The sequence below is a fragment of the Mycobacterium neumannii genome (genome assembly GCF_048452905.1).
GTDB lineage: Bacteria > Actinomycetota > Actinomycetes > Mycobacteriales > Mycobacteriaceae > Mycobacterium > Mycobacterium neumannii_B.
Window position 1 is genome coordinate 225,525 of sequence record NZ_JBCGVF010000003.1, and the last position, 20,297, is coordinate 245,821.

Below are 20,297 nucleotides of genomic sequence, written 5' to 3' on the forward strand. Positions count from 1 at the left end.
CCTCACACCAGTTCGATGGCTTCGGCGATGGACGGCAACACCCGGCTGGGGCGGAACGGGTACCGCTCGACCTCGTCGACCGTCGTCGAACCGGTGAGCACGAGGATGGTCTCCAGCCCCGCCTCAATGCCCGCGACCACGTCGGTGTCCATCCGGTCACCCACCATGACGGTGCTCTCCGAATGCGCCTCGATCCGGTTGAGCGCGCTGCGGAACATCATCGGGTTGGGCTTGCCGACGAAGTACGGTTCGCGACCGGTGGCCTTGGTGATCATCGCCGCGACCGACCCGGTGGCCGGCAGCGGCCCCTCGGCCGACGGCCCGGTGACGTCGGGGTTGGTCGCGATGAACCGCGAACCGGCGAGGATCAACCGGATCGCCTTGGTGATCGCCTCGAACGAGTACGTCCGGGTCTCCCCGAGGACCACGAAGTCCGGTTCCACGTCGGTGAGGGTGTAGCCGCCCTCGTGCAGCGCCGTGGTCAGGCCGGCCTCTCCGATGACATAGGCCGAGCCGCCAGGCAACTGGTCGGTGAGGAACGCCGCGGTCGCCAGCGCGGAGGTCCAGATGGACTCCTCGGGCACGTTCAGACCGGACCGCCGCAGCCGCGCCGACAGATCGCGCGGGGTGAAGATCGAGTTGTTGGTCAGTACGAGAAAGGGCCGCTGCAGGTCGACGAGCCGCTGGAGGAACTCGGCGGCGCCGGGCAACGCATGTTCCTCGCGGACGAGCACCCCGTCCATGTCGGACAGCCAGCACTTCGGTGTGTCGCGCACGCCTCCAGTGTGTCAGTTCCGCCCGCGATCGTTAGCCCATCGGCAGGTCGGGCATCGGAACGTCACAGCGCGCCCGGAAATCGAACGCGGCCTGCCGCACCGCCCGGAGCTCATCGCGGACCTGCGGATTGGCGTCCAGGTATGCCTTGATCTCGTCGGTCATCTGGTCTCGGGGCTTACCCTTCAGCCCGGTGAAGAACGCGTTCACGTCCGGGTGGGTGAACAGGTAGGACGACGTGCCCGCCGAGACGCCGGACATGACCCCGGCCAGATCGGCGGCCGTGCAATTGGGCGGGTCGGCGGCGGCCGGTGCGGCACCGAAGAGGATCGCGCCGACGACCACACCGGCACCGACAGCACTGCGTCGCAACAACATTGACAACTCCTTACTCAGATGGTGACGTGCTAACGGGGACCGAGACCACCGCCGGGGCGGCCCGGTCGGCCAATGTCTATTCCGGGCGGACCCGGATCGAGGACGATGTCGACGCCCCAGTCGTCGCTGCAATACCAGGGGTCGGCGCAGTAACCGGGATAGGCCGGACCGGCCTGCGGGGCACTGGGCCCCCCGCCGCGGACGGTGCCCTGCGCGCATACGGTGGCCGCCCCCGCATTCGTGCAGTCCGCCGATGCGACGGGGGCGAAAGCCACAGCAACCGACGCCGCAGACATCGACAGCGCAACCAATAGGCAGCGATGGGTAAATCTCATGGCCGCCTCCCTCTCTCGTAGGCGGGCGGCATGCCGTCGCACCCGGTACGCCGGCTACCGAATGTTCGCAGCCTAATTCCGGTCGACGGCTTCGGGTTCTGAATCGGCAATTCAACGTTCTTCCGGCTCCGCGGATGCATTCGCCGTTAGGATAGCTCGACTATTTAGTCCGGCATCAAATTACCGGCGCAAGCAGGTAGCGCAATGCATCGCCGAGCTTGCAGGGTCGCCTCCGGATCTCCGGGTCTGACCCGGTGAGCAGTGCTATTGTCCGCTCACGCCGCGATATTAGGGGAACACCATGGGCGCGAACGATCAACATTGGACGAATCCGTCGGCGATGGCCATTCCAGAGAGCGGCTATTTCGAACTCAAGCGTGGCCGTTACGGCCCGGTCTTCCCGAGGACGCCGGCATGCTACGGCTTCTCAATCATCGCGAAGGTCAAGGAGGGCCGCGAAGCGGCCGTCCGTGCGTACGGCAAGCAGATCGAAGATGCCGTCGCGGGCAGCCCCGACGTGCTCGCGCCGCTGCGCCTGCACTACCTCCGATGGCAACTGTTCGACGTCGGTTCGGGGCTGCACTTTCAATATCAAGGCATCTTCGACACCGATTTCGACAAGTACACCGAGGACGCCGTCCAGCTGTTCAGCCAGACGGGGATCACAACCGTGTTCACCAATCTCGAAGGCTTCCCCGACGATTGGCGGGAGAACCCTGAGGCGTTCGTGAAATTTGTCCGCGAACACCATGTTCCGAGTTTCCTCGAATACGGCGAGTATCCGTACGTGACGGCCGATGAGATCAAGAAGGCCCTACGCCTGAAGGCGGCGTTCTCCACCATGCTCGACCAGATGCAGTAATAGCTCAGGACCCACGCATGCTCGAACTCGAGGACATACAGCACATTCTGCTGACCCGCACTCCCGCGATTACGGGCCGGTACGAGTTCCTGACCTTCGACTCCGCCGAAGGCGGCCACAACTGGCTCGCCGCACTGCTCGACAAGGTCCAGTCTGCAGCGGATGTCCGCGCCTCGATGGAATCCTCGGATCGCTGGGTCACCCTGGCCTTCACGTGGCACGGCCTTCGCGCGCTTGGCGTCCCGGAGGAGTCGCTGGCCACTTTCCCCGAAGCGTTTCGCGAAGGGATGGCCGCTCGCGCCGGCATCCTCGGTGACACCGGTGCCTGCGCACCGCAACGGTGGGTCGGCGGGCTCGCCGACGACGACCTCCACGCCATCGCGATTTTGTTCTCCCGAACCGAAGAGCAGTGTCGACGATCCCTCGAGGAGCACGACAAGCTGATCGCCCAAACAGACGGGGTGCGCAGCCTTTCCCATCTCGACCTGAACGCGAGCCCACCGTTCGACTACGCCCACGACCACTTCGGCTTCCGCGACCGGTTGTCCCAGCCGGTGATGAAGGGTTCCGGTGAAGAGCCGACGCCGGGCTCCGGCGAGCCGCTAGAGCCGGGTGAGTTCATTCTCGGGTATCCCGACGAGAACGGACCCGTCCTCGATCTGCCTCAACCCGAGGCACTCTCGCGCAACGGCAGCTATATGGCCTACCGCCGACTGCAGGAACACGTCGGGCTGTTCCGCGAATACCTGAGGACGAACTCCAATACATCGGAGGACGAGGAGTTGCTCGCCGCGAAGTTCATGGGCCGCTGGCGAAGCGGGGCCCCGCTCGTACTCGCACCGGAGAAGGACGATCCCGAGTTGGGTGCGGACCCCATGCGCAACAACGATTTCAACTACAAGGAAATGGACCCATTCGGCTACGCCTGCCCGCTGGGCTCGCACGCCAGGAGGCTCAACCCTCGCGACACCGCGCATTACATGAACCGTCGGCGAATGATCCGCCGTGGCGCCACCTACGGTCCCGCGCTACCCGACGGCGCAGCCGATGACGGCGTCGATCGGGGCATCGCCGCCTTCATCATTTGCGCCGACCTCGTACGCCAATTCGAATTCGCCCAAAACGTCTGGATCAACGACAAGACCTTCCACGAACTCGGAAACGAGCACGACCCTATCTGCGGCACCCAAGACGGCACCCTTGACTTCACCACACCGAAGCGGCCCATCCGCAGGGTCTACAAGGGCATTCCGGCATTCACCACTCTCAAGGGCGGCGCCTACTTCTTCCTGCCCGGCATGGGCGGCCTACGTCATCTCGCCGGTCTGAAGGAACCGTCGTGACGACTCCCACCTCGGCCCGCACATACAACCAGAACCACATCCCGCGTGACCGCGACGGCCACAGGCGGATCAGCATCTACTGGACCTGGAGCTACCCGTGGGAGGCACAGCGGGACCCAAGCGAGATGTACAACCGCTTCTCGACCATGACGGAAGTTCGAAATGCGTTGTGGCCCAATTATGAGACGACCGAATATGATGCAGCCCACTTCCTACAGGGCATCGCGGGAACCCTGGAGCTCTTCCATCGATCGACACTGGCATTCCAAGAACTCGCCGAGGCGGTGACCGGACATCCGGTGGCGGTGTTCCAGCGGATCGATCAGGCCGGCTATCAACTGCCGATCGATGAGCGGATCCTCGCCGACACCGACACCTTGATGGTCTTCGGGCTCGACCACGTGCTGTCCGAGCAGTCGGCCGCCTCCGATGAGATCGCAGCGATCGCGCACTGGTTGCACCGCGAGGGAACCTGTCTCCTGCTCGCCCCGCATCACGATGTCGGCTTCACCGATGACTTCACCCAACGACAGATGGAGTTCGAACACCACGGCGACCCATTGGTTCCGCGACAGCAGCGGTTCGGTCAGTACACCCGCTCGCTGATGAAGGCGCTTGAGGTGCCGGTGATCAACAAGTGGGGTTTACGACCCGCGGTGATCGAGGGCACGCGTGAGATTGCGCCGCTGAATGGAGCTCACGATCTCGATTCAGCGGGTCTGCTCACGAATGTCAACACGTTCAACTTCCATCCGCATCTACCCCATTACGAGCTGACAGCGCCGGAGAGCGACGCCGTTCGGGTACTCGGCCGCCAGCGCGTCGACCCGCACCGGCCGCACCCGTTCACCGCCGACGGCACCGGCGAGTTCAACGCGCTCATCTGGATGCCCCCGGCGGATCAGCGCGCCGGGGACATCGTTCTGATCGACTCGACACATTTCACTACGCTCTTCGGGGGCACCGACAGTCTGCGCAACCTCTGGCAGAACCTCGCGACGATGCGCTGAGGGCCGGGCCGGCGCATCAGGCGAGGCGGCCTCAGCGGGGCTGGTTCGGGATGCCGGGGAACAGTTGCTCGGTCGGACCTGACGTCACGTAGCCGCCGAGTTTCGTCGCCAAATGCGGCGCGAAGACCGCGCCGTACATGAGGTGCCCTACCGCGACGATCGCGGCGATGGACAGCAGTGCCGATCCGACCCGGCTCGTCGAGCGCTTGTCCGCCCACACCTCGATCACGTTGCGCCCCTGACCGTCGACGCGTCCCAAAAGGTAGGTGAGCACCATCATCTGCAGTCCCATGGCGATCGCGTCGTAGATCGGATACTGGAACTTGCTTCCCTCGAAGATCGCCAGCCCCGGGATCACGTATCCGTAGTAGAAGATGCCCAGCCGGGGGCCGAAGAAGCCGTTGAACAGCAGTGCCCAGCAGAACCCGACGAGCAGGCCCACGATCAGCAGGGTTTGCGGTCTGCGCCAACCGAATCGACGGATCAGCCACCGGCCGAGCGCGGCGCCGATCACCGCGGGCAGCACGAAGTAGGCGATGTACCCGATCGGTACCGACGAGGGAAGCCCGCCGCCCCACGTCATGTTCATCGGCCACCACGACGGCATGCGGGGAAGCGCCGGGGGGAACTGGGCGTACACCGCCCAGTCGTAGGGTGCCTCGATCCAGGAGAACGAGATCGCCGAGATCGACACCAGCAGCAGCGGATGAAGGCGGCCGCGGCGGATGCTCAGATAGACGCCGTAGGCGAGGAACAAAAAACCGCCGACGTAGGCGAACGACAAGCCAACGATCAACGCCGGTGTCAGCTCGGTGCTCATCGGTCGTCCTCGGTGACCGTCTTTTCCCCACGCGCTTCGGGATCGAAGTACAGCACCAGCCCGAAGATCAATACGAGCAGCCCGAACAGCGTTCCGAGCATGATGAGTTGGCCCATGACCACGTCCTTCCGCACCGGCCTTCAGCTGTAATAGTGCACACTATTACCCGCGTCCGGGTCAAGGGACGACTATCGTCATTTCCCGTGCCCCAGCGCCGTTCGTCGAAGAAGGCATCCACCAATGACGTGGCGGCCACTCGCAGGCCTCCCGGCGAGGCCCGGCGGCTCCTGCTCGACGCGGCCCGTGACCTGTTCGCGCGCCGGGATTATCGCAGCACCACCACGCGCGAGATCGCCGAGGCGGCCGGTGTCACCGAATACCTTCTGTTCCGCCACTTCGGCTCCAAGGCAGGCCTGTTCCGCGAGGCCCTCGTCCTCCCATTCACCGACTTCGTCGACGACTTCGGCGAGACCTGGCAAGCGGTGATCCCCGACAAGGTCACCGAGGAGGAGCTGACCCGACAATTCGTCGGTCGCCTCTACGACGTCCTCATCGAACATCGAGGCCTGCTGCTGACCCTCGTCGCGTCGGACGGGCTCACCGACGAGGAGATCGACAGCGCAGGCATCGCCGACATCAGGCGCGCGCTCAAGCTGCTCGGCCAGATCAGCGCCGAAGGCATCAGCCTGCGGGGCCTGCGATCGGATCAGCCCGATCTCCCGGCGCATTCGACGGTCGCGATGATCGCCGGCATGGTGGCGCTGCGTTCCACCGTCTTCGGCAGCAGGCCGCCGTCGCGCGAGGCGATCGTCGACGAACTCGTGCAGGCGATCCTGCACGGCTTCCTACACCGGCCTTAGCCGCCGGGCCCGTTGGGCCACTTGAGCAGCGAGCCGGCGTCCACCCGGATGTGCTGGCCGGTGATGTAGCGGCTGTCATCGCTGGCCAGGAACACGCCGAGATTCGCCATGTCCTCGGGTTCGATGTACGGAATCGGCATGGCCTGAAAGAGCGTGAAGAGCGGTTCGGCGTCTTCGCGGGTGGGTGTCTTGCCCTCGGCCTTCAGGTCGGGCCGGAACACGCCGTACATTCCCTCGTTCTGCAACAGGTGGGTGTTGCAGTTCGTCGGGTGGATGGCGTTGATGCGAATCATCCTCGGCGCGAGGTGAAGACACATCTCGTCGACGTATTCCATCACGATGCGCTTGCTCCAGCCGTAACCCGCCCCGCCGGGGCCCATGTCCGGGCTCGTCGTGGTGCCGCGGATCATGCCCGCGGTAGACCCGGTCACGATGACCGACGCACCGTCGGGCAGATGCGGGAGCGCCACCGCGACCGTGTTCATCACGCCGACCAGGTCGACGTCCGACGCGTCGACGAAACCCATCGGATCAGGATTGCCCATCGCCATCGGCAGAATGCCGGCATTGGCCACCACGATGTCGATCTTCCCTAGGTCGGCCACCCCCGCCTCCACCGCCTCGCGGAGCTCGTGGCGCTCACGGACATCGGCCACCCGGGCGACGACGCGACGGCCGATTTCCTTGACCGCGCGTTCGGTTTCGGAGAGATCCTCGGGTGTGGCGAGCGGATACGGATTCGACGGGATGTCACGACAGATGTCGACCGCGATGATGTCGGCGCCCTCCTTGGCCATCGCGATCGCGTGCGCACGACCCTGACCGCGGGCCGCCCCCGTGATGAAAGCGACCTTGCCCTCGAGCTTTCCGGTCATGTCCTACTCCTTCGATTTCTGATCAGCCGATCGGGGTGAACGTGATGTGCAGTTCGCTGAGCCCCCGCATGATGAATGTCGGCTCATAGGTGAACCGGCGGTCGTCCGGCGGGCCGTGGTGCTCGGTGGAGATCGCGATGTCGCTCATCCTGTCGAGGATCCGGTTCAACGAGATTCGTCCCTCCGCGCGGGCCAGCGGCGCGCCCGGGCACGAATGGACGCCGCGGATGAAGGCGATCTGTTCGCGCACGTTCGACCGGTCCACCCGGAAGGTATTGGGATCGGCGAACTTCCGCTCGTCGCGGTTGCAAGCGCCAGGAAGCAGCATCACGGTCGTCCCGGCGGGCACCTCGACCTCCCCGATCTTCGTGGTGGTGCGCGCCATCCGGAAGTGCGACTTGACGGGGCTTTCCATCCGCAGCGTTTCCTCGAGGAAAGCGGGGATCTTTGCGCGGTCGTCTCGTAGTTGCTTTTCCGAGCCCGTGTTGTCGGCGATGAAGCGCACCGCCGAACTGACCAGCTTCGTGGTCGTCTCGGTTCCGGCCGCGAACAGGAACGTCGACAGGTTCATGACGTCCTCGATGTCGGGCGTGGAACCGTCCTCGTGCTTGGCCTGCGCGAGCTCGGTCAGCACGTCCGTGCGCGGTGAGCGCCGCCGATCCTCGATGTAGGAGTAGAACTTCTCGTTGAGCCACTGCAGCGGGTTGTGCGACGTCGGCGCCTCCTTGCCGAGTTCGCCGACGGTTTCGAGCGCGAAGACCTCCTTGAACTCGTCGTGATCTTCAGCGGGCACACCGAGAAGGTCGGCGATGACCAGCAGCGAGAACGGTTTCGCATAGGCGGCCAGGAACTCGCAGCTGCCCTTCTCGAGGAAGGTGTCGAGTTGCCGATCGGCCAACCGCCACATGAAGTCCTCGTTCTCCTTGAGGCGCTTGGGCGTGATCAGCTTGTTCAGCAGGCCGCGGGTGCGGGTGTGCAGCGGCGGGTCCTGGGCCGTGATGTGCTCGGCCATCGGCACGCCGTCGCGGTGTTGTTCGATCAGCTCGCTGACGTCATCGGATTCACCAGGGCCGAAGGGCAGGCCCGAGAACGGGCCGGCGACCGACACGCACGACGAGAAAGCCGGGTCCTTGTAGACGGCGAGTGCCTCGTCGTACCCGGTGACCGCCAGCACCTTGAACGGGGTGGCCTGCGCCACCGGGCATTTGGACCGCAGGTGGTCGAAATACGGATACGGGTCCGGGATCAGCGTCTCGTCGGTGAAGAAGTCGAGGGTCTCAAAATCGGTCACAGGACACTCCTGGTTGCTTCGGTCACATAGGCGTCGTCGACGTTCATGATCGTGTCGAGGTTCTCGGCGATGTCTTCTGCGGTCAGGGGTTGTTTCCAGATGCCCTGGGTGCGGACGACGGCCAGACGCGAGACGCCGCCCATTCCCGTCAGCAGGACCTCACCGTTCAACCGGCATGACGGGTGTGCGAGGAAAACCGCTGCGGGAGCGCACAGTTCGGGAGGCATGGAGGCGTTGATCTCGGCCATCGTCTCCTCCGACATGCCGTACAGTTCGGCCAGTTGTCGCCCCTGCGATGCGGACATGCGGGTGTAGGCCCGGGGCGCGATCGCATTGACCGCGATGCCGTGCACCGCCCCCTCGGTCGCGAGGTTGCGGGTGAGCCCCCAGACCGCTCCCTTGGCCGCGCCGTAGCTCGTGAGTTCCGGGATGCCGCCGAGCATGGCCTCGGATACGGTGTTGACGATCCGGCCCTGCCCCGCCGCGACGAGATGGGGCCACGCCGCCCGCGTGACGGAAAGCGTTCCGAAGTAATGCACGTCGAGCATCCGCCGGACCCTGTCTCCCGACAGGTTCTCGAAGAGCCCCGGGTCGTGCGCGCCGGCATTGTTGATCACCGCGTCGAGGTGCCCGAACGCGCCGAGGGCGGCGTCGACGATCGACTGCGCGCCCGCCTCATCGGCGACCGAGGCGTGGCACGCCACGGCACGCCCGCCGCGTTGGGTGATTTCCTCGACCACCGCATCGGCCGCTCGTGATGCGCCTGCACGCCCGTCGATCTCGGCGCCGTTGTCGGCGACGACGACGCACGCCCCCTTGGCGGCGGCCAGCAGCGCATGGCCGCGGCCGATTCCGCGGCCGCCCCCGGTGACGACCACCACGCGGTCGTCGAAACGCAGATCGGTCACGGGTTGGCGGCCGGGTCGAAGAGGATGGGCAGCGCCGTCGGTGACCGGAACACCTGGCCGCGGATGTAGGCCTCCTCGGCGCCCGGATCGAGCCGCAGATTCGGCAAGCGATCCAGTAGGAGGTTGAGCGCGACCCGCATCTCCAGCCGCGCCAGGTGCATGCCGAGGCAGACGTGCACACCGTGGCCCCACCCGATGTTGGCCTTCGATTCTCGGAAGATGTCGAACTGATCGGGGTCGGGGAACCGCTCGTCCTGCCGATTGGCCGCGCCCAACACAGGCATCACCGACGAACCCTCGGGAATGTGAACGCCGCCGAGTTCGGTGTCGCGGCTGGCGATCCGGGTGATCATGCTCAGCGGCGGCTCCCAGCGCACCGCCTCCTCGATCGCCTGCGATATCAGTGACCGGTCGGCCCGAAGGGCTTCCAACTGCTCGGGATTGGTCAGCAGCCCGAACATCAGATTGCCGAACGCCCGGTACGTGGTCTCCACACCGGCGGGCAATAGCAACCGCAGGAACGAGAAGATCTCCTCGTCCGAGAGCTTTTCCCCGTCCATCTCGGCCGCGGCCAGCCGACTGATCAAGTCGTCGCGCGGGTGCTCGCGACGCGCGGCCAGGATGGGCCGGAAGTAATCGGCCAACGCCGCGGACGCCTCCCGTCCGCGTTCCGGGTTGACGGTGAACGACAGCAGCGAGATCGACCACTTCTGAAACTGCGCGTAGTCATCCTGCGGCAGGCCCAACAACCCGGCGATGATCAGCGTGGGGTACGGGAAGTTGAACTCCTTGACCAGGTCGGCACTTCCGCGGTCGGCGAACCGGTCGATCAACGCATTGCCGATCTTGGTGACCAGCGTGTCTTCCCAGCGGGCCAGGGCCTTTTGCGAGAACGCCTTGGCCACCAGACCCCGGTGCCTGCCGTGTTCGGGTTCGTCCATGCCGAGCATCACATGCTTGCCGAACACATCGCCGAACGCCTGGATGATGATCGCCGAGGAGAACGTCTCGTTGTCCCGCAGCATCTGCTGGGCTTCGTCGTAGCGGTAGACCATGACGATCGGCTTGCCCTCTTGTCCTGGGATACCGGGGATCTCGATCTTCTGGACGGGCTCCTCGCGGCGCAACCGGGCCAGTTCGGTGTGGGGGTCGCGCACATCGCCCGATACGAAGTCGTCGAACTCGCCGAAGTCCTCGAGGTCTTCGAACAACAATTGCATGGCTGCCTCCTACGAACCGGCCGGATAGGCGACCGACTTGATCTCGGTGTACTGGTCGAAGCCCGCGACACCGTTCTGGCGCCCGATGCCGCTGGCCTTGTAACCGCCGAACGGCGTGTCGGCGCCGTAGCCTGCGGTGCCGTTCAACCCGATGAATCCGGCGCGAAGTCGCCTGGCCACCGATAGGGCGCGGTCCAGCGTTCCCGCCATCACGTTGCCCGCCAGGCCGTACGGGCTGTCGTTGGCGATGCGCACGGCGTCGTCCTCGTCGTCGAAGGGGATCACCGAGAGCACGGGTCCGAAGATCTCCTCCTGCGCGATGGTCATCGAGTTATCGACGTTCACGAAGAGCGTGGGCTTGACGAAGAAGCCCTTGTCCATGCCGTCGGGCGCCTCGGCGCCGCCGACCAGCAGCGTGGCGCCCTCCTCGACACCCTTGTCGATGTATCCCCGGATCCGGCTGCGCTGCTTGTCGGAGATGACCGGGCCGCACAGGGTGGCGGGATCCTGCGGGTCGCCGGGTGCGACGCCTTCGTAGATGTCCCTGAGGATCTCGACGCCTTCGTCGTAGCGGGAACGCGGCAGCAGCAGCCGGGTCGGGTTGGCGCACCCTTGACCCGCGTGCATGCAGGGCGCGATGCCCATCATGCAGCCGACCGCGAAGTCCGCGTCTTCCAGCACGATGGTCGCCGATTTGCCGCCCAGTTCCAGGAACAGCCGCTTCATCGTCGCGGCGCCCTTCTCCATGATGCGTCGGCCGACGACGGTGGATCCGGTGAACGAAATGAGGTCCACCTTCGGCGACAGGGTGAGTTCCTCGCCGACGAAATGATCCGATGCGGTGATGACGTTCACGACGCCCGGTGGGATGTCGGTGTTTTCGGCGATCAGCCGGCCCAGCCGGGTGGCGTTGTAGGGGGTGTTGGGCGCCGGCTTGAGCACGACGGTGTTACCGGTGCCGAGGGCCTGTCCGAGCTTCTGGATGGTGACCTCGAAGGGGAAGTTCCACGGCACGATCGCCCCCACCACGCCGACGGGCTCGCGCCAGACCTTGCGGGTGGTGTTGACTCCGGTGACCGACACCAGGGCGTCGCCCAGCGACGTCTCCCACGGATATTCGTCGATCAGCCGGGCCGGGAATTTCAGGGCGTCGGAGAGCGGTGCATCGAGCTGCGGGCCGTGCGTGATGGCGCGCGGGCAGCCCACCTCGAGGATGAGTTCCTCTCGCAGCTCTTCTTGTTCGGACTCGACCGCCTCCTGCAGCTGCAGCAGACACTTCTGCCGGAACGCGTGATTCGTCGACCAGTCGGTCTCGTCGAACGCCCGCCTGGCCGCGTCGATCGCACGGTGCATATCGGCCTTCGAGGCGTCGGCGACCTCGCCGAGCACCTCTTCGGTCGCGGGGTTGATGTTGGTGAAGGTGCCGGCCTCACCGTCGACGAGCTTGCCATCGATCATCAACTTCGTCTCGAAGCGAACGTCAGCCATGGTCTCTGCTTCCTCGTAGCGCGCCGAACCGCGGAATGCCCATCATCAACCGGATCATCTGGTGCAACCCCCCGGGGGGGAATACGCGGTTGGCGATCAACAACATTCGGGCGTCGGGACCCACCGGCCGCTTGACGAACGGCTTCGTACTGTCCAGCGCCTTGGCCAAACCCGCCGCGAACTTCTCGGGCGATCGCGCGGCCATGCGCATCGCGGCCCGGCCGCGCTTGTCCATCGTGCTGTGGTGCGGCGCGTAAGGGCCCTCGAGATCCCGGCAATCAGTCGTGCCCGCATCGGTGATGATCTCGGTGTCGTAGGTTCCGGTCACGAGGATCGTGACACCGACGCCGAACGGCGCGACCTCCGCGGCCATCGACTCGCCCCAGCGTTCCAGCGCACCCTTGACCGCCGAATACGGTGCCGTGGCGGGCATTCCACGCACGCCGCCCTGGCTCGACACCAGCACGATGCGCCCGCATCCGGCTTCACGCATGGCCGGCAGCAAAGCCTTGGTCAGCGCGACGGGACCGAAGATGTTGGTCGCGAACATCTGCTCCCACAGGCTCACCGGAGTTTCCTCGACCATTCCGGCCGCCGAGATGCCGGCGTTGTGCACCACTGCATAGGGCGCGCCGACCACCTCCTCGATCGACTTCGCCGCCGCCTCGATCGACGCGGCGTCGGTGAGATCGAGTGTGATGCCGATCAGATTCGGATCGTCCGGCACCGCCCCGGTGACCTCGCGCAGCCTGGCCATGCCGGCATCAACGGACCGCATGGCCGCCAGGACCCGCCAGCCCTGCCGGTAGAGATGGCTCGCCGACGCCAATCCCAGCCCCCGCGAGGCACCGGTGATGACGACGCTGCGCGGCTGCTTTGCCGGCTGTCCTACGTGCAAGCGCTCAACCATTCTGGGCATCCGGTGCGCAGCGATCGCTCTTCGCACCCAGTTCCACGTCGGGCCGTCCGTCGGGTTGGCCGCTCATCCAGGTGGACATGATGCCCACCGAGTACGGCCCCGGTTGCCCATTCTCTTCGTAGAAGCCCTGCGGGTCATAGATTTTCACCTCTGGGTACGGCCACGGGCAGGCCACCGAGGTGGAGATCTTCGTCGCTTTCACGATCGCGAACAGTCCGCCGTAGCAGAGATAGGCGATGTTGATGATCACGAACATCACGATGAAGGTTCCCAACCTGGGCTTGGAGGCGAAGATCCGCGCCCGCGCAGCGAGCTTCTCGGCCACCGACTTGCCGGTGTCGTCGCGGTAGAGCAGCACCCCGGCGGGGATCATCACAAACGTCACGGCCACGACTTCCCAGATCAGCGGGAACTGATGCGGCTCCCCGTTGAACACCGACGCCCACGGCGGCACCTGCGAATAGATGTACATGCCGGTGCGCACCAGGGTGATCTCCAGCGCCGCGTCCACCACCACCCCGATCGGGAAGATGATGGCCGCCAGGCTGATCAGCGGGTGCCTCCACACGAACGAGTCAACGGGCCTGCGCGCCTGCAGCTTTCGCAGGATCCAGATCGCCGGGAAGTAGGGTCCGAGGTAGAACATCACGTAGCCGAGAACCACGAACGGCTCGACTGTCGGCGACAGCGACACCAACGGCCAGTCCTCGGGCAGATGCGCCAATTCGGGGTTGTAGACCGCGAACGGTGACCAGTTCATGATCGGGTCTTGCCACACGATCAACGACGTGACCAGCGCCATCAGCAACGTCGGGTTGTGCGGGTTACGCCGCCAGTGCACCACCCACAAGGTGATGATGACGACCATCGTGATGACGGTGAAGGTCTCGAGGATCACCACCCATGTCGACGTGCTCCACCCGAACAACACCTCGACGGGCCGCGGCGCCCCCTCGACGTCGGGGTTGGCGATGCGCGGAGAGCCCGGCCCCTTACGGGTGTTGACGGCGAAGAACACCGCCACGGCGAGCAGCGCGGCCACCGAGATCGTCGGTCCGAGCCAAGGTCGCTTCGGCGGCTCGGCGGTCGGCTGAGCGAGGTCGGCCTTCGGCGCTTCCGTGGTCATGGGTTCACTCCTCACCGAATCGGTCAACGAGATGCGAGTTGACGCCGTCGGCGTCCAGTCGTCGCGCGACCAGATACCCGGCGCCCATCCAGGCCCGCCGCGTCCAGTTGCCGAACGAGACACGGGTGCCCGGCGCACCCGCGGCCGCGGGCATCATCTTGACGCGTTCCAGCGCCTCCTTGACCCCGCGCGGGCTCAGCGGGTGTGCATCGGCGCACGCGCGCAGCAGGGCCGACGCGACATCACAGTTCACAACGGGCACACAGTATTCCGGCCGACGGCCGAACTTCTCCTGGTACTTGTCGAGAAATCTCTGGCCGACCGGGTTGCCCTCGTCGTACTGATCGACGCCCGTCCACCCCATGAACGCGTTCCACATGATCGGGTTGATCCACGCGTTCTGAAACGCCGTACTGGTGAAACGCGGCGGATCCCATCCGAGCGCCTCGAGCGCCGGGTTGACGAACACGATGCCGAATCCGAAACCGGCGTGCACGACGGCCTGCGCCTTGGCCTCATGCAGAGTGCGCACGGCTTCGGAGACATCCTGGGCCGTCTGCGCGATCGCCGCCTCGGCGACGATTCGGATGCCCTTGCGGCGGCAGGCGTTTCGGAAGTTCTTCACATACGTTTCGCCGACGAGCGACTGCTCCATGAGGACACCGACCTCCTGGTGGCCGCCCTTGGCCAACAGGTCCGCCCAGAGAATCGGCTCGTCGGTCAGCGACCCCTGCGGAAACGAGAACGTCCACTCGCCCAGCCAGGCGTCGCTGCCGGTGACGCTGAGCGCGGGCACCCGGAAACGCTCCTCGATGGCCTCGCGGGTCGGCACGCAGTTGTCGGTGATGTGCGGGCCGAACACCGCGAGACACCCCTCGTCGACGAGCTCGCCGTACGCGTCGATGACCGCCTTGACCGAACCCTTCGGCAGCCCCTCGACCTCCTTGTAGATGATCTGGATGGGGCGGTCGATCACGCCCTGCTCGACAGCCTCGGCGAAAATCAGCTCGAAGGGGTTGGACAGATCTTCCTTCATCTCCTGCGGGTACAGGTCGGGCAGCTTGAAGTCCATGAGATACCCGAACTTGATTGGCTCCGCGGTGCTCTCGTAGGACATGCCACCTCCATCGATATAAACCTAAAATTTGTTCAGACAGTAGCCACGGTCATGATCACCGTCAATCGTCCGGCCGTAAGTCGACCAAGTACGCGTCGATCATCTCGAGCAGGCCGCGGGTGATGGTCGCGTCGTCGGTGAGCGGGCCCGCAATGGCGGCCCTGGCGGCGTCATGCGGGGCCAATCCCTCGGCGATCAGCCGGCCGGCGGCGATCAGCACCCGCGTCGAGGCGACTTCACGCAGTCCCCCCGTCTCCAGCCGACGGATCGCGTGCCCCAACCGGACGAGCTCCGCCGCGCGGTCGTGGTCGATGGCGGCCTCGCTCGCGACGATCTTCTCCTCGACGTCGGCTGTCGGGAAACCGAATTCGATCGCGACCATCCGCTGCCTGGTGGAGTCCTTGAGGTCCTTCAGCACGCTCTGATAACCGGGGTTGTAGGAGACGACCAGGCAGAATCCCGGTGCGGCGTCCAGCGTGACGCCCAGTCTTTCGATCGGCAGCTGCCTGCGGTGGTCGGCCAGCGGGTGCAGCACGACGGTGGTGTCCTGACGGGCCTCCACGACCTCGTCGAGATAGCAGATCGCCCCTTCGCGGACCGCGCGGGTCAGCGGTCCGTCGACCCACTCGGTCTCCCCGCCGTGCAGGAGGAACCGGCCGACGAGATCGGCCGTGGTGAGGTCGTCGTGGCAGGCGACGGTGACCAGTGGTCGGTCCAGGTCGTGCGCCATCGCCTCGACGAAGCGCGTCTTTCCGCATCCCGTCGGGCCCTTCAATGCGATCGAGAGGCCCTGGTTGTAGGCGGCCTTGAAGACCTGCTCCTCGTTCGCGACGGGCACGTAGTAGGGCCGCGGCGGCTTCACCTGCATGGCTTCCCTTCGCTCAGCCTGGTCTGACACTATCGCGGAACAGATGTTTGGTTCAAGGGTCTGGCGGGTGTTGACACGCGCCGACGCAAATCCGCGGTGCGCAGAGCCGAGCGGAACAGCGGTCCGATCACGTCGGCCAACTGTGCGGGCTTCGGGATCGACGCGTGCGCGGCGCTGCCGAACACCCTGGCCAACTCCCCGGAGTCGGTGGCCGCCCCGATCGTCAGGCACAGGCAGCCGATACCCTCGCGCCTTGCCTCCCCCAGCGCCTTTCGCACGTCGGCCGCCCCGTAGAGCCGTTCGTAGCCGTGGTCGTAGGCCAACCCGTCGGAGAGCACCACCAGCAAGCGTCGTGACGTGCCGGCCTTCTCCGTCATCACCGCGGTGCCGTGCCGGACCGCCGCGCCCAGCCGCGAGTAGGCGCCGGCCTTCAGGCTTCCCAATCGCCGCATGACCATCGCGTCGAGGTGCTCGTCGAAGCGCTTGACCGGCATCAGGTTGACCGCTGCGCGGCCCTGTGACTGGAAGGCGTACAGCGCCACGCGGTCTCCGAGTTCGTGGAGGGCGATCGTCAGCGCGGCGGCGGCCGCCCGCTGTTGTTCGTGCACGGTCTGCCCGAAAGTGCCCGCCTCTCCGGCCGATCCGGAGATGTCGAGCAGGACGAGCACCGCCAGGTCGCGTCGCCGACGCAGGTTGTCGAGGTAGACGGCTTCGTCCGGTGTCGAACCCGCAAGGGTCTCCACACGCGCCTCGACCGCCGCATCGACGTCGATGTCGTCACCCTGGGTCTGTCGGTGGCACCGGTCGAGCCCGATACCGAGTCGAGTCAGCGGCCGCCGCAACGCGTGAACATCGGGGCGGGCCAGGGTTTGCCCCTCCCCGATCGGAGTCTCGATTTCGAGCACCGTGCACCAGTCCGGCCGGTAGCAGCGCCGTTGAAAATCCCACTCGGGATAGGTGCGACCCTCGTTCTCGGAGGTATCGAACCCGTCGGCGTCCACCGCCCCGGCCGAGCCCGAGGTCACCGCGCCGCTGCCGCGAAATCCTCTGCGGGAGCGATGGGTTGGTGTGTCGGCGCCCGGTGTGCCGCCGCCGGAGAGCTTACGGACGCTCTTGGTCATGCGCTTCAGGAGCTTGCCGAGCGCGCCGCCACCGCCGACGGGACTGGAGAAGGGATCGGTCACGTCGTCGCCGTCGACGTCATCGTCGTCGTCCAATTCGGCCAGGTCCCCACTCGATCCGCGACGTGGGATGTGTCCGCCCGCCGGTTCCACCTGTGCGGCGGAGGCGCGTGTCGCCAGCAGCTTCTGCGCCTTGATCACGCCGAAGCCCGCCGGTGGATCGGCGATGTCACGGTGCTCCCCGGCCACCTTCAACGACCCGGCAGCGCAATCCGCTCGTGCCGCGAGGTCGCAGTCGAGGAGCGAGCGGACACCGGACGGCAACAGATCATCGTTGACCGACAGCGCCCGCTGACCTTCCACCGCGAGGTAGCGTCGCGCCAGCGCCGGGCGCCTGACGAGTTTGCGCACCACGTCGGCCTCCAGACCGCCGCTGGCCAGAAGCGATGCCTGCACGGTGACCGACTCGAGTTGGCGGGGCGCGCTCGCGGACGGGTCGACGAACACCGTGACGCCGTCGGTCCACGCCGCTTCACCCGGGGTTGCCGGCGCGACCGCTATCGTGCGGCCGGCCAGGGCCGAGGCCAGCAGCGCCAGGCGCTTGGGATCGTCGGCGTCCTCGCTCGTCATCGAGCGCGCCCTTTCCTCGTTGACCAAATATCTGTTCCAACGTAAAGTCCGGCCGGACCGCCGTCAATCACCGGAGGGACGATGATCGACTTCACCGGCCAGGTCGTCGTGGTAACGGGGGCCGGTCGCGGCCTCGGACGCGTCTATGCGCTCGAGTTGGCAAGGCGCGGAGCGGCGGTGGTCGTCAACGACCTGGGCGGCACCATGCACGGTGACGGCGAGGACGCCGCGATCGCCGACCAGGTGGTCGACGAAATCACCGCATCGGATGGTACCGCGGTCGCGTCGCACGACTCAGTGGACAGCCCCCGCGGCGGTGAAGCGATCGTGCGGACCGCCGTCGACGCGTTCGGTCGGCTGGATGCGGTGATCAGCAACGCGGGCATCTTCAACTCCATCCCCTTCGACGAACTGACACCCGACGACTGGCGCCGCATGCTGTCGGTCCATCTGGACGGTGCGTTCTATCTCTCCCAGCCTGCGTACCGGGTGATGAAGGCGCAGGGGTACGGCCGGTTCGTGTTCGTCGCCTCGTCGGCGGGGATGTTCGGTCAGCATCTGGAGGCGCATTACGCCGCGGCCAAGGCGGGCATCGTCGGTCTGTCCAACGTCATCGCGCTCGAAGGCGAACCGCACGGGATCCGCGCGAACAGCGTGCTCCCGTTCGGGTTGTCCCGCATGGTCACCGAGACGCTGGGCGATCCGAAGGTCCTCGAAGACAACGGCTTCTTCACCGCGATCCGCCCCGAACTCGTCGCGCCGATCGTGGTGTACCTGGCCAGCCGGGCCTGCGAGTTCAGCCACCAGAACTTCTCCGCCTGCGCGGGACGGTTCGCCAGGGTGTTCATCGGGCTCGGCGAGGGCTGGCTGGCGCCACGCGACGCTCAGCCGACGGCGGAGGACGTCGCCGAACACCTCGTGGAGGTGGCGGCCACCGAACCGTTCACGGTCCCGGGTTCGATCTACGAGGAGGTCTTCGCGGTGACGCAGCGCCTCGGCGTCACCGGCTGAGCGTCGCTCGGCGACACAGTCAACAAGCCGCAAGCGCCGTTGACCAAAAATCTGTTCCGGATTATCGTCGGCGCGGGTGATCAGCACGAGGAGCGCGCCATCGACATCGACCAGCTTCTGACGACAACGCGGTCGGCGCGAAAGTCACTCGACCTCGCCGCCCCGGTGAATCGCGATGTGGTCGAGGAATGCCTGCGGATCGCGATGCACGCCCCCAACGGCTCGAACCAGCAGAGTTGGCGATGGGTGGCCGTTTTCGATGAGACGCTCCGCGCACGTCTCGCCGAACTCTACCGCGATGCCTATCTGCAGAAGGTCGGCGGCCGGCTGATCGGCGACCTGCTGCCGCCCGATACACCCGGCAAGAAGATCATGTCCTCGACGGAGTGGCTGGTCGAGAACATGGCGAAGGTCCCGCTCCTGGTCATCCCGTGCTACGAACCGTATCTCCCCCGCACCGAGGACGACGAATCCTTCTACCAGGCAACGCTCTACGGCTCGATCTTCCCGGCAGTATGGAACTTCGCGCTGGCCCTACACACGCGCGGCCATGGGACGTGCGTGACAACCTTGCACCTGACCCACGAGGCGACGGTCCGCGAATTGCTCGGTATTCCGGAGACCTATGTACAGGGCTGCCTGCTGCCGGTGGGGCGGCTGCGGCCCGGCGTCACATTCCGTCCGGCCGAACGCCGACCGATCTCCGAAGTGGTCGCCGTCGACACGTGGGAGGGGCCGCCGCTGTGAATGCCAGGCTGCAGGAACTCTGCGATCGCGCGGACATCCTCGCGTGTATACAGCGCTACGCGAGGGGAATGGACCGACGCGACCGCGAACTGGTGCGCTCGGCCTACCACGACGACGCGGTCGACGAGCACATCGGTTTCGTCGGCCCCGTCGACGATTTCATCGACTGGGCGTTCGCGTACCACGAGACGCAGACGCGCTACCAGCACTACCTGCTGAACCACACCGCGGACATCGCCGGCGATGAGGCGCACGCGGAAACCTACTATCTGTTCGTCGGCACCGACCGCGCCCCAGCGAACCATCTGACGATCAACGGGGGCCGCTACATCGACCGGCTCGAGCGCCGGGACGACCGCTGGGCCATCGCCGCACGGGTGTGCGTGGTCGAATGGCATACGGAGGGCACGACGCTGATCACCGACGAGACCATGGGATTTCTCGCCGACATCCTCACCGTCGCGCACGATCACAGCGACATCTCCTACGAGCGCCCCCTGAAGATTGCTCGCCAACGTCCCACTGATCCCGCCACCGGCGCTTTCACCTCGAGCGACACTGCGTGAGGTCCCGGTTCTGGTAGCGTTAACCAAA

General features: G+C 65.9%; 21 protein-coding genes. 7 read left to right on the forward strand and 14 right to left on the reverse strand.

The window, feature by feature from the left end; all coding sequences use genetic code 11:
• Positions 1–2 precede the first annotated feature (2 nt).
• The 3 genes from AAHH99_RS07300 to AAHH99_RS07310 all read right to left on the reverse strand — a co-directional run bounded on the left by AAHH99_RS07300 (position 3) and on the right by AAHH99_RS07310 (position 1,487).
• Complete coding sequence (locus tag AAHH99_RS07300) at positions 3–743, reverse strand: HAD-IIA family hydrolase (RefSeq protein WP_418769543.1); 741 nt, start codon at positions 741–743, stop codon at positions 3–5.
• A gap of 64 nt (positions 744–807) precedes the next feature.
• A complete protein-coding gene (locus AAHH99_RS07305) occupies positions 808–1,152 on the reverse strand; it encodes a heme-binding protein (RefSeq protein ID WP_418768067.1) in 345 nt (114 codons plus the stop codon).
• 29 nt (positions 1,153–1,181) lie between these two features.
• The gene (locus AAHH99_RS07310) at positions 1,182–1,487 is read right to left on the reverse strand and encodes a hypothetical protein (protein WP_418768068.1); all 306 of its coding nucleotides are present in this window, start codon (positions 1,485–1,487) and stop codon (positions 1,182–1,184) included.
• A gap of 301 nt (positions 1,488–1,788) precedes the next feature.
• On the opposite strand from AAHH99_RS07310, the gene AAHH99_RS07315 reads away from it, so the two are divergent.
• From AAHH99_RS07315 to AAHH99_RS07325, 3 genes are read left to right on the forward strand one after another with little or no spacing between them, the layout of a single operon-like run.
• Positions 1,789–2,349, forward strand: coding sequence for a hypothetical protein (locus AAHH99_RS07315; RefSeq protein WP_418768069.1), 561 nt, complete (start codon positions 1,789–1,791; stop codon positions 2,347–2,349).
• A gap of 17 nt (positions 2,350–2,366) precedes the next feature.
• Complete coding sequence (locus AAHH99_RS07320) at positions 2,367–3,692, forward strand: Dyp-type peroxidase (protein WP_418768070.1); 1,326 nt, start codon at positions 2,367–2,369, stop codon at positions 3,690–3,692.
• Positions 3,689–4,702, forward strand: a complete 1,014-nt coding sequence (locus tag AAHH99_RS07325; RefSeq protein ID WP_418768071.1) for a hypothetical protein — start codon at positions 3,689–3,691, stop codon at positions 4,700–4,702. The genes AAHH99_RS07320 and AAHH99_RS07325 overlap by 4 nt, the downstream gene beginning before the upstream one ends.
• A gap of 31 nt (positions 4,703–4,733) precedes the next feature.
• Here the strand turns inward: AAHH99_RS07325 and AAHH99_RS07330 are convergent, their stop codons facing one another.
• Positions 4,734–5,522, reverse strand: a complete 789-nt coding sequence (locus AAHH99_RS07330; RefSeq protein ID WP_418768072.1) for a spirocyclase AveC family protein — start codon at positions 5,520–5,522, stop codon at positions 4,734–4,736.
• Positions 5,523–5,725: 203 nt separating this feature from the next.
• Here AAHH99_RS07330 and AAHH99_RS07335 point away from each other — a divergent pair, with 203 nt between their 5' ends.
• Positions 5,726–6,382 carry a TetR/AcrR family transcriptional regulator gene (locus AAHH99_RS07335; protein ID WP_418768073.1) on the forward strand — a complete coding sequence of 219 codons (657 nt, stop codon included), beginning with the start codon at positions 5,726–5,728 and terminating at the stop codon, positions 6,380–6,382.
• Here AAHH99_RS07335 and AAHH99_RS07340 read toward each other — a convergent pair.
• The 10 genes from AAHH99_RS07340 to AAHH99_RS07385 form a co-directional block, all read right to left on the reverse strand.
• A complete protein-coding gene (locus AAHH99_RS07340) occupies positions 6,379–7,257 on the reverse strand; it encodes a mycofactocin-coupled SDR family oxidoreductase (RefSeq protein ID WP_418768074.1) in 879 nt (292 codons plus the stop codon). The genes AAHH99_RS07335 and AAHH99_RS07340 overlap by 4 nt on opposite strands.
• Before the next feature lie 22 nt (positions 7,258–7,279).
• Positions 7,280–8,548 (reverse strand): cytochrome P450, encoded by a 1,269-nt coding sequence (locus tag AAHH99_RS07345; protein WP_418768075.1) that lies wholly within the window; start codon positions 8,546–8,548, stop codon positions 7,280–7,282.
• Entirely contained in the window at positions 8,545–9,456 is a 912-nt protein-coding gene (locus tag AAHH99_RS07350) for an SDR family NAD(P)-dependent oxidoreductase (protein ID WP_418768076.1), read from the reverse strand. Before AAHH99_RS07350 ends, AAHH99_RS07345 begins: the two co-directional genes overlap by 4 nt.
• Positions 9,453–10,676, reverse strand: a complete 1,224-nt coding sequence (locus tag AAHH99_RS07355) for a cytochrome P450 (RefSeq protein ID WP_418768077.1) — start codon at positions 10,674–10,676, stop codon at positions 9,453–9,455. The genes AAHH99_RS07350 and AAHH99_RS07355 overlap by 4 nt, the downstream gene beginning before the upstream one ends.
• Positions 10,677–10,685: 9 nt before the next feature.
• Complete coding sequence (locus AAHH99_RS07360; protein WP_418768078.1) at positions 10,686–12,164, reverse strand: aldehyde dehydrogenase family protein; 1,479 nt, start codon at positions 12,162–12,164, stop codon at positions 10,686–10,688.
• Positions 12,157–13,062: an SDR family oxidoreductase gene (locus AAHH99_RS07365; RefSeq protein ID WP_418768079.1), complete on the reverse strand. Its 906-nt coding sequence runs from the start codon at positions 13,060–13,062 to the stop codon at positions 12,157–12,159. Before AAHH99_RS07365 ends, AAHH99_RS07360 begins: the two co-directional genes overlap by 8 nt.
• Positions 13,063–13,066: 4 nt before the next feature.
• Positions 13,067–14,209 (reverse strand): spirocyclase AveC family protein, encoded by a 1,143-nt coding sequence (locus tag AAHH99_RS07370; RefSeq protein WP_418768080.1) that lies wholly within the window; start codon positions 14,207–14,209, stop codon positions 13,067–13,069.
• Between the two features lie 4 nt (positions 14,210–14,213).
• The gene (locus AAHH99_RS07375; RefSeq protein WP_418768081.1) at positions 14,214–15,326 is read right to left on the reverse strand and encodes an ABC transporter substrate-binding protein; all 1,113 of its coding nucleotides are present in this window, start codon (positions 15,324–15,326) and stop codon (positions 14,214–14,216) included.
• Between the two features lie 61 nt (positions 15,327–15,387).
• Positions 15,388–16,194: a CbbQ/NirQ/NorQ/GpvN family protein gene (locus AAHH99_RS07380; protein WP_418768082.1), complete on the reverse strand. Its 807-nt coding sequence runs from the start codon at positions 16,192–16,194 to the stop codon at positions 15,388–15,390.
• A gap of 29 nt (positions 16,195–16,223) precedes the next feature.
• Positions 16,224–17,945, reverse strand: coding sequence for a nitric oxide reductase activation protein NorD (locus tag AAHH99_RS07385; protein ID WP_418768083.1), 1,722 nt, complete (start codon positions 17,943–17,945; stop codon positions 16,224–16,226).
• Between the two features lie 81 nt (positions 17,946–18,026).
• Here AAHH99_RS07385 and AAHH99_RS07390 point away from each other — a divergent pair, with 81 nt between their 5' ends.
• From AAHH99_RS07390 to AAHH99_RS07400, 3 genes are all read left to right on the forward strand, one after another.
• Positions 18,027–18,956: an SDR family NAD(P)-dependent oxidoreductase gene (locus AAHH99_RS07390; protein WP_418768084.1), complete on the forward strand. Its 930-nt coding sequence runs from the start codon at positions 18,027–18,029 to the stop codon at positions 18,954–18,956.
• Between the two features lie 99 nt (positions 18,957–19,055).
• Positions 19,056–19,703, forward strand: coding sequence for a nitroreductase family protein (locus tag AAHH99_RS07395; RefSeq protein WP_418769544.1), 648 nt, complete (start codon positions 19,056–19,058; stop codon positions 19,701–19,703).
• Positions 19,700–20,269, forward strand: a complete 570-nt coding sequence (locus AAHH99_RS07400) for a nuclear transport factor 2 family protein (RefSeq protein WP_418768085.1) — start codon at positions 19,700–19,702, stop codon at positions 20,267–20,269. The genes AAHH99_RS07395 and AAHH99_RS07400 overlap by 4 nt, the downstream gene beginning before the upstream one ends.
• The last annotated feature ends 28 nt before the right edge of the window (positions 20,270–20,297 follow it).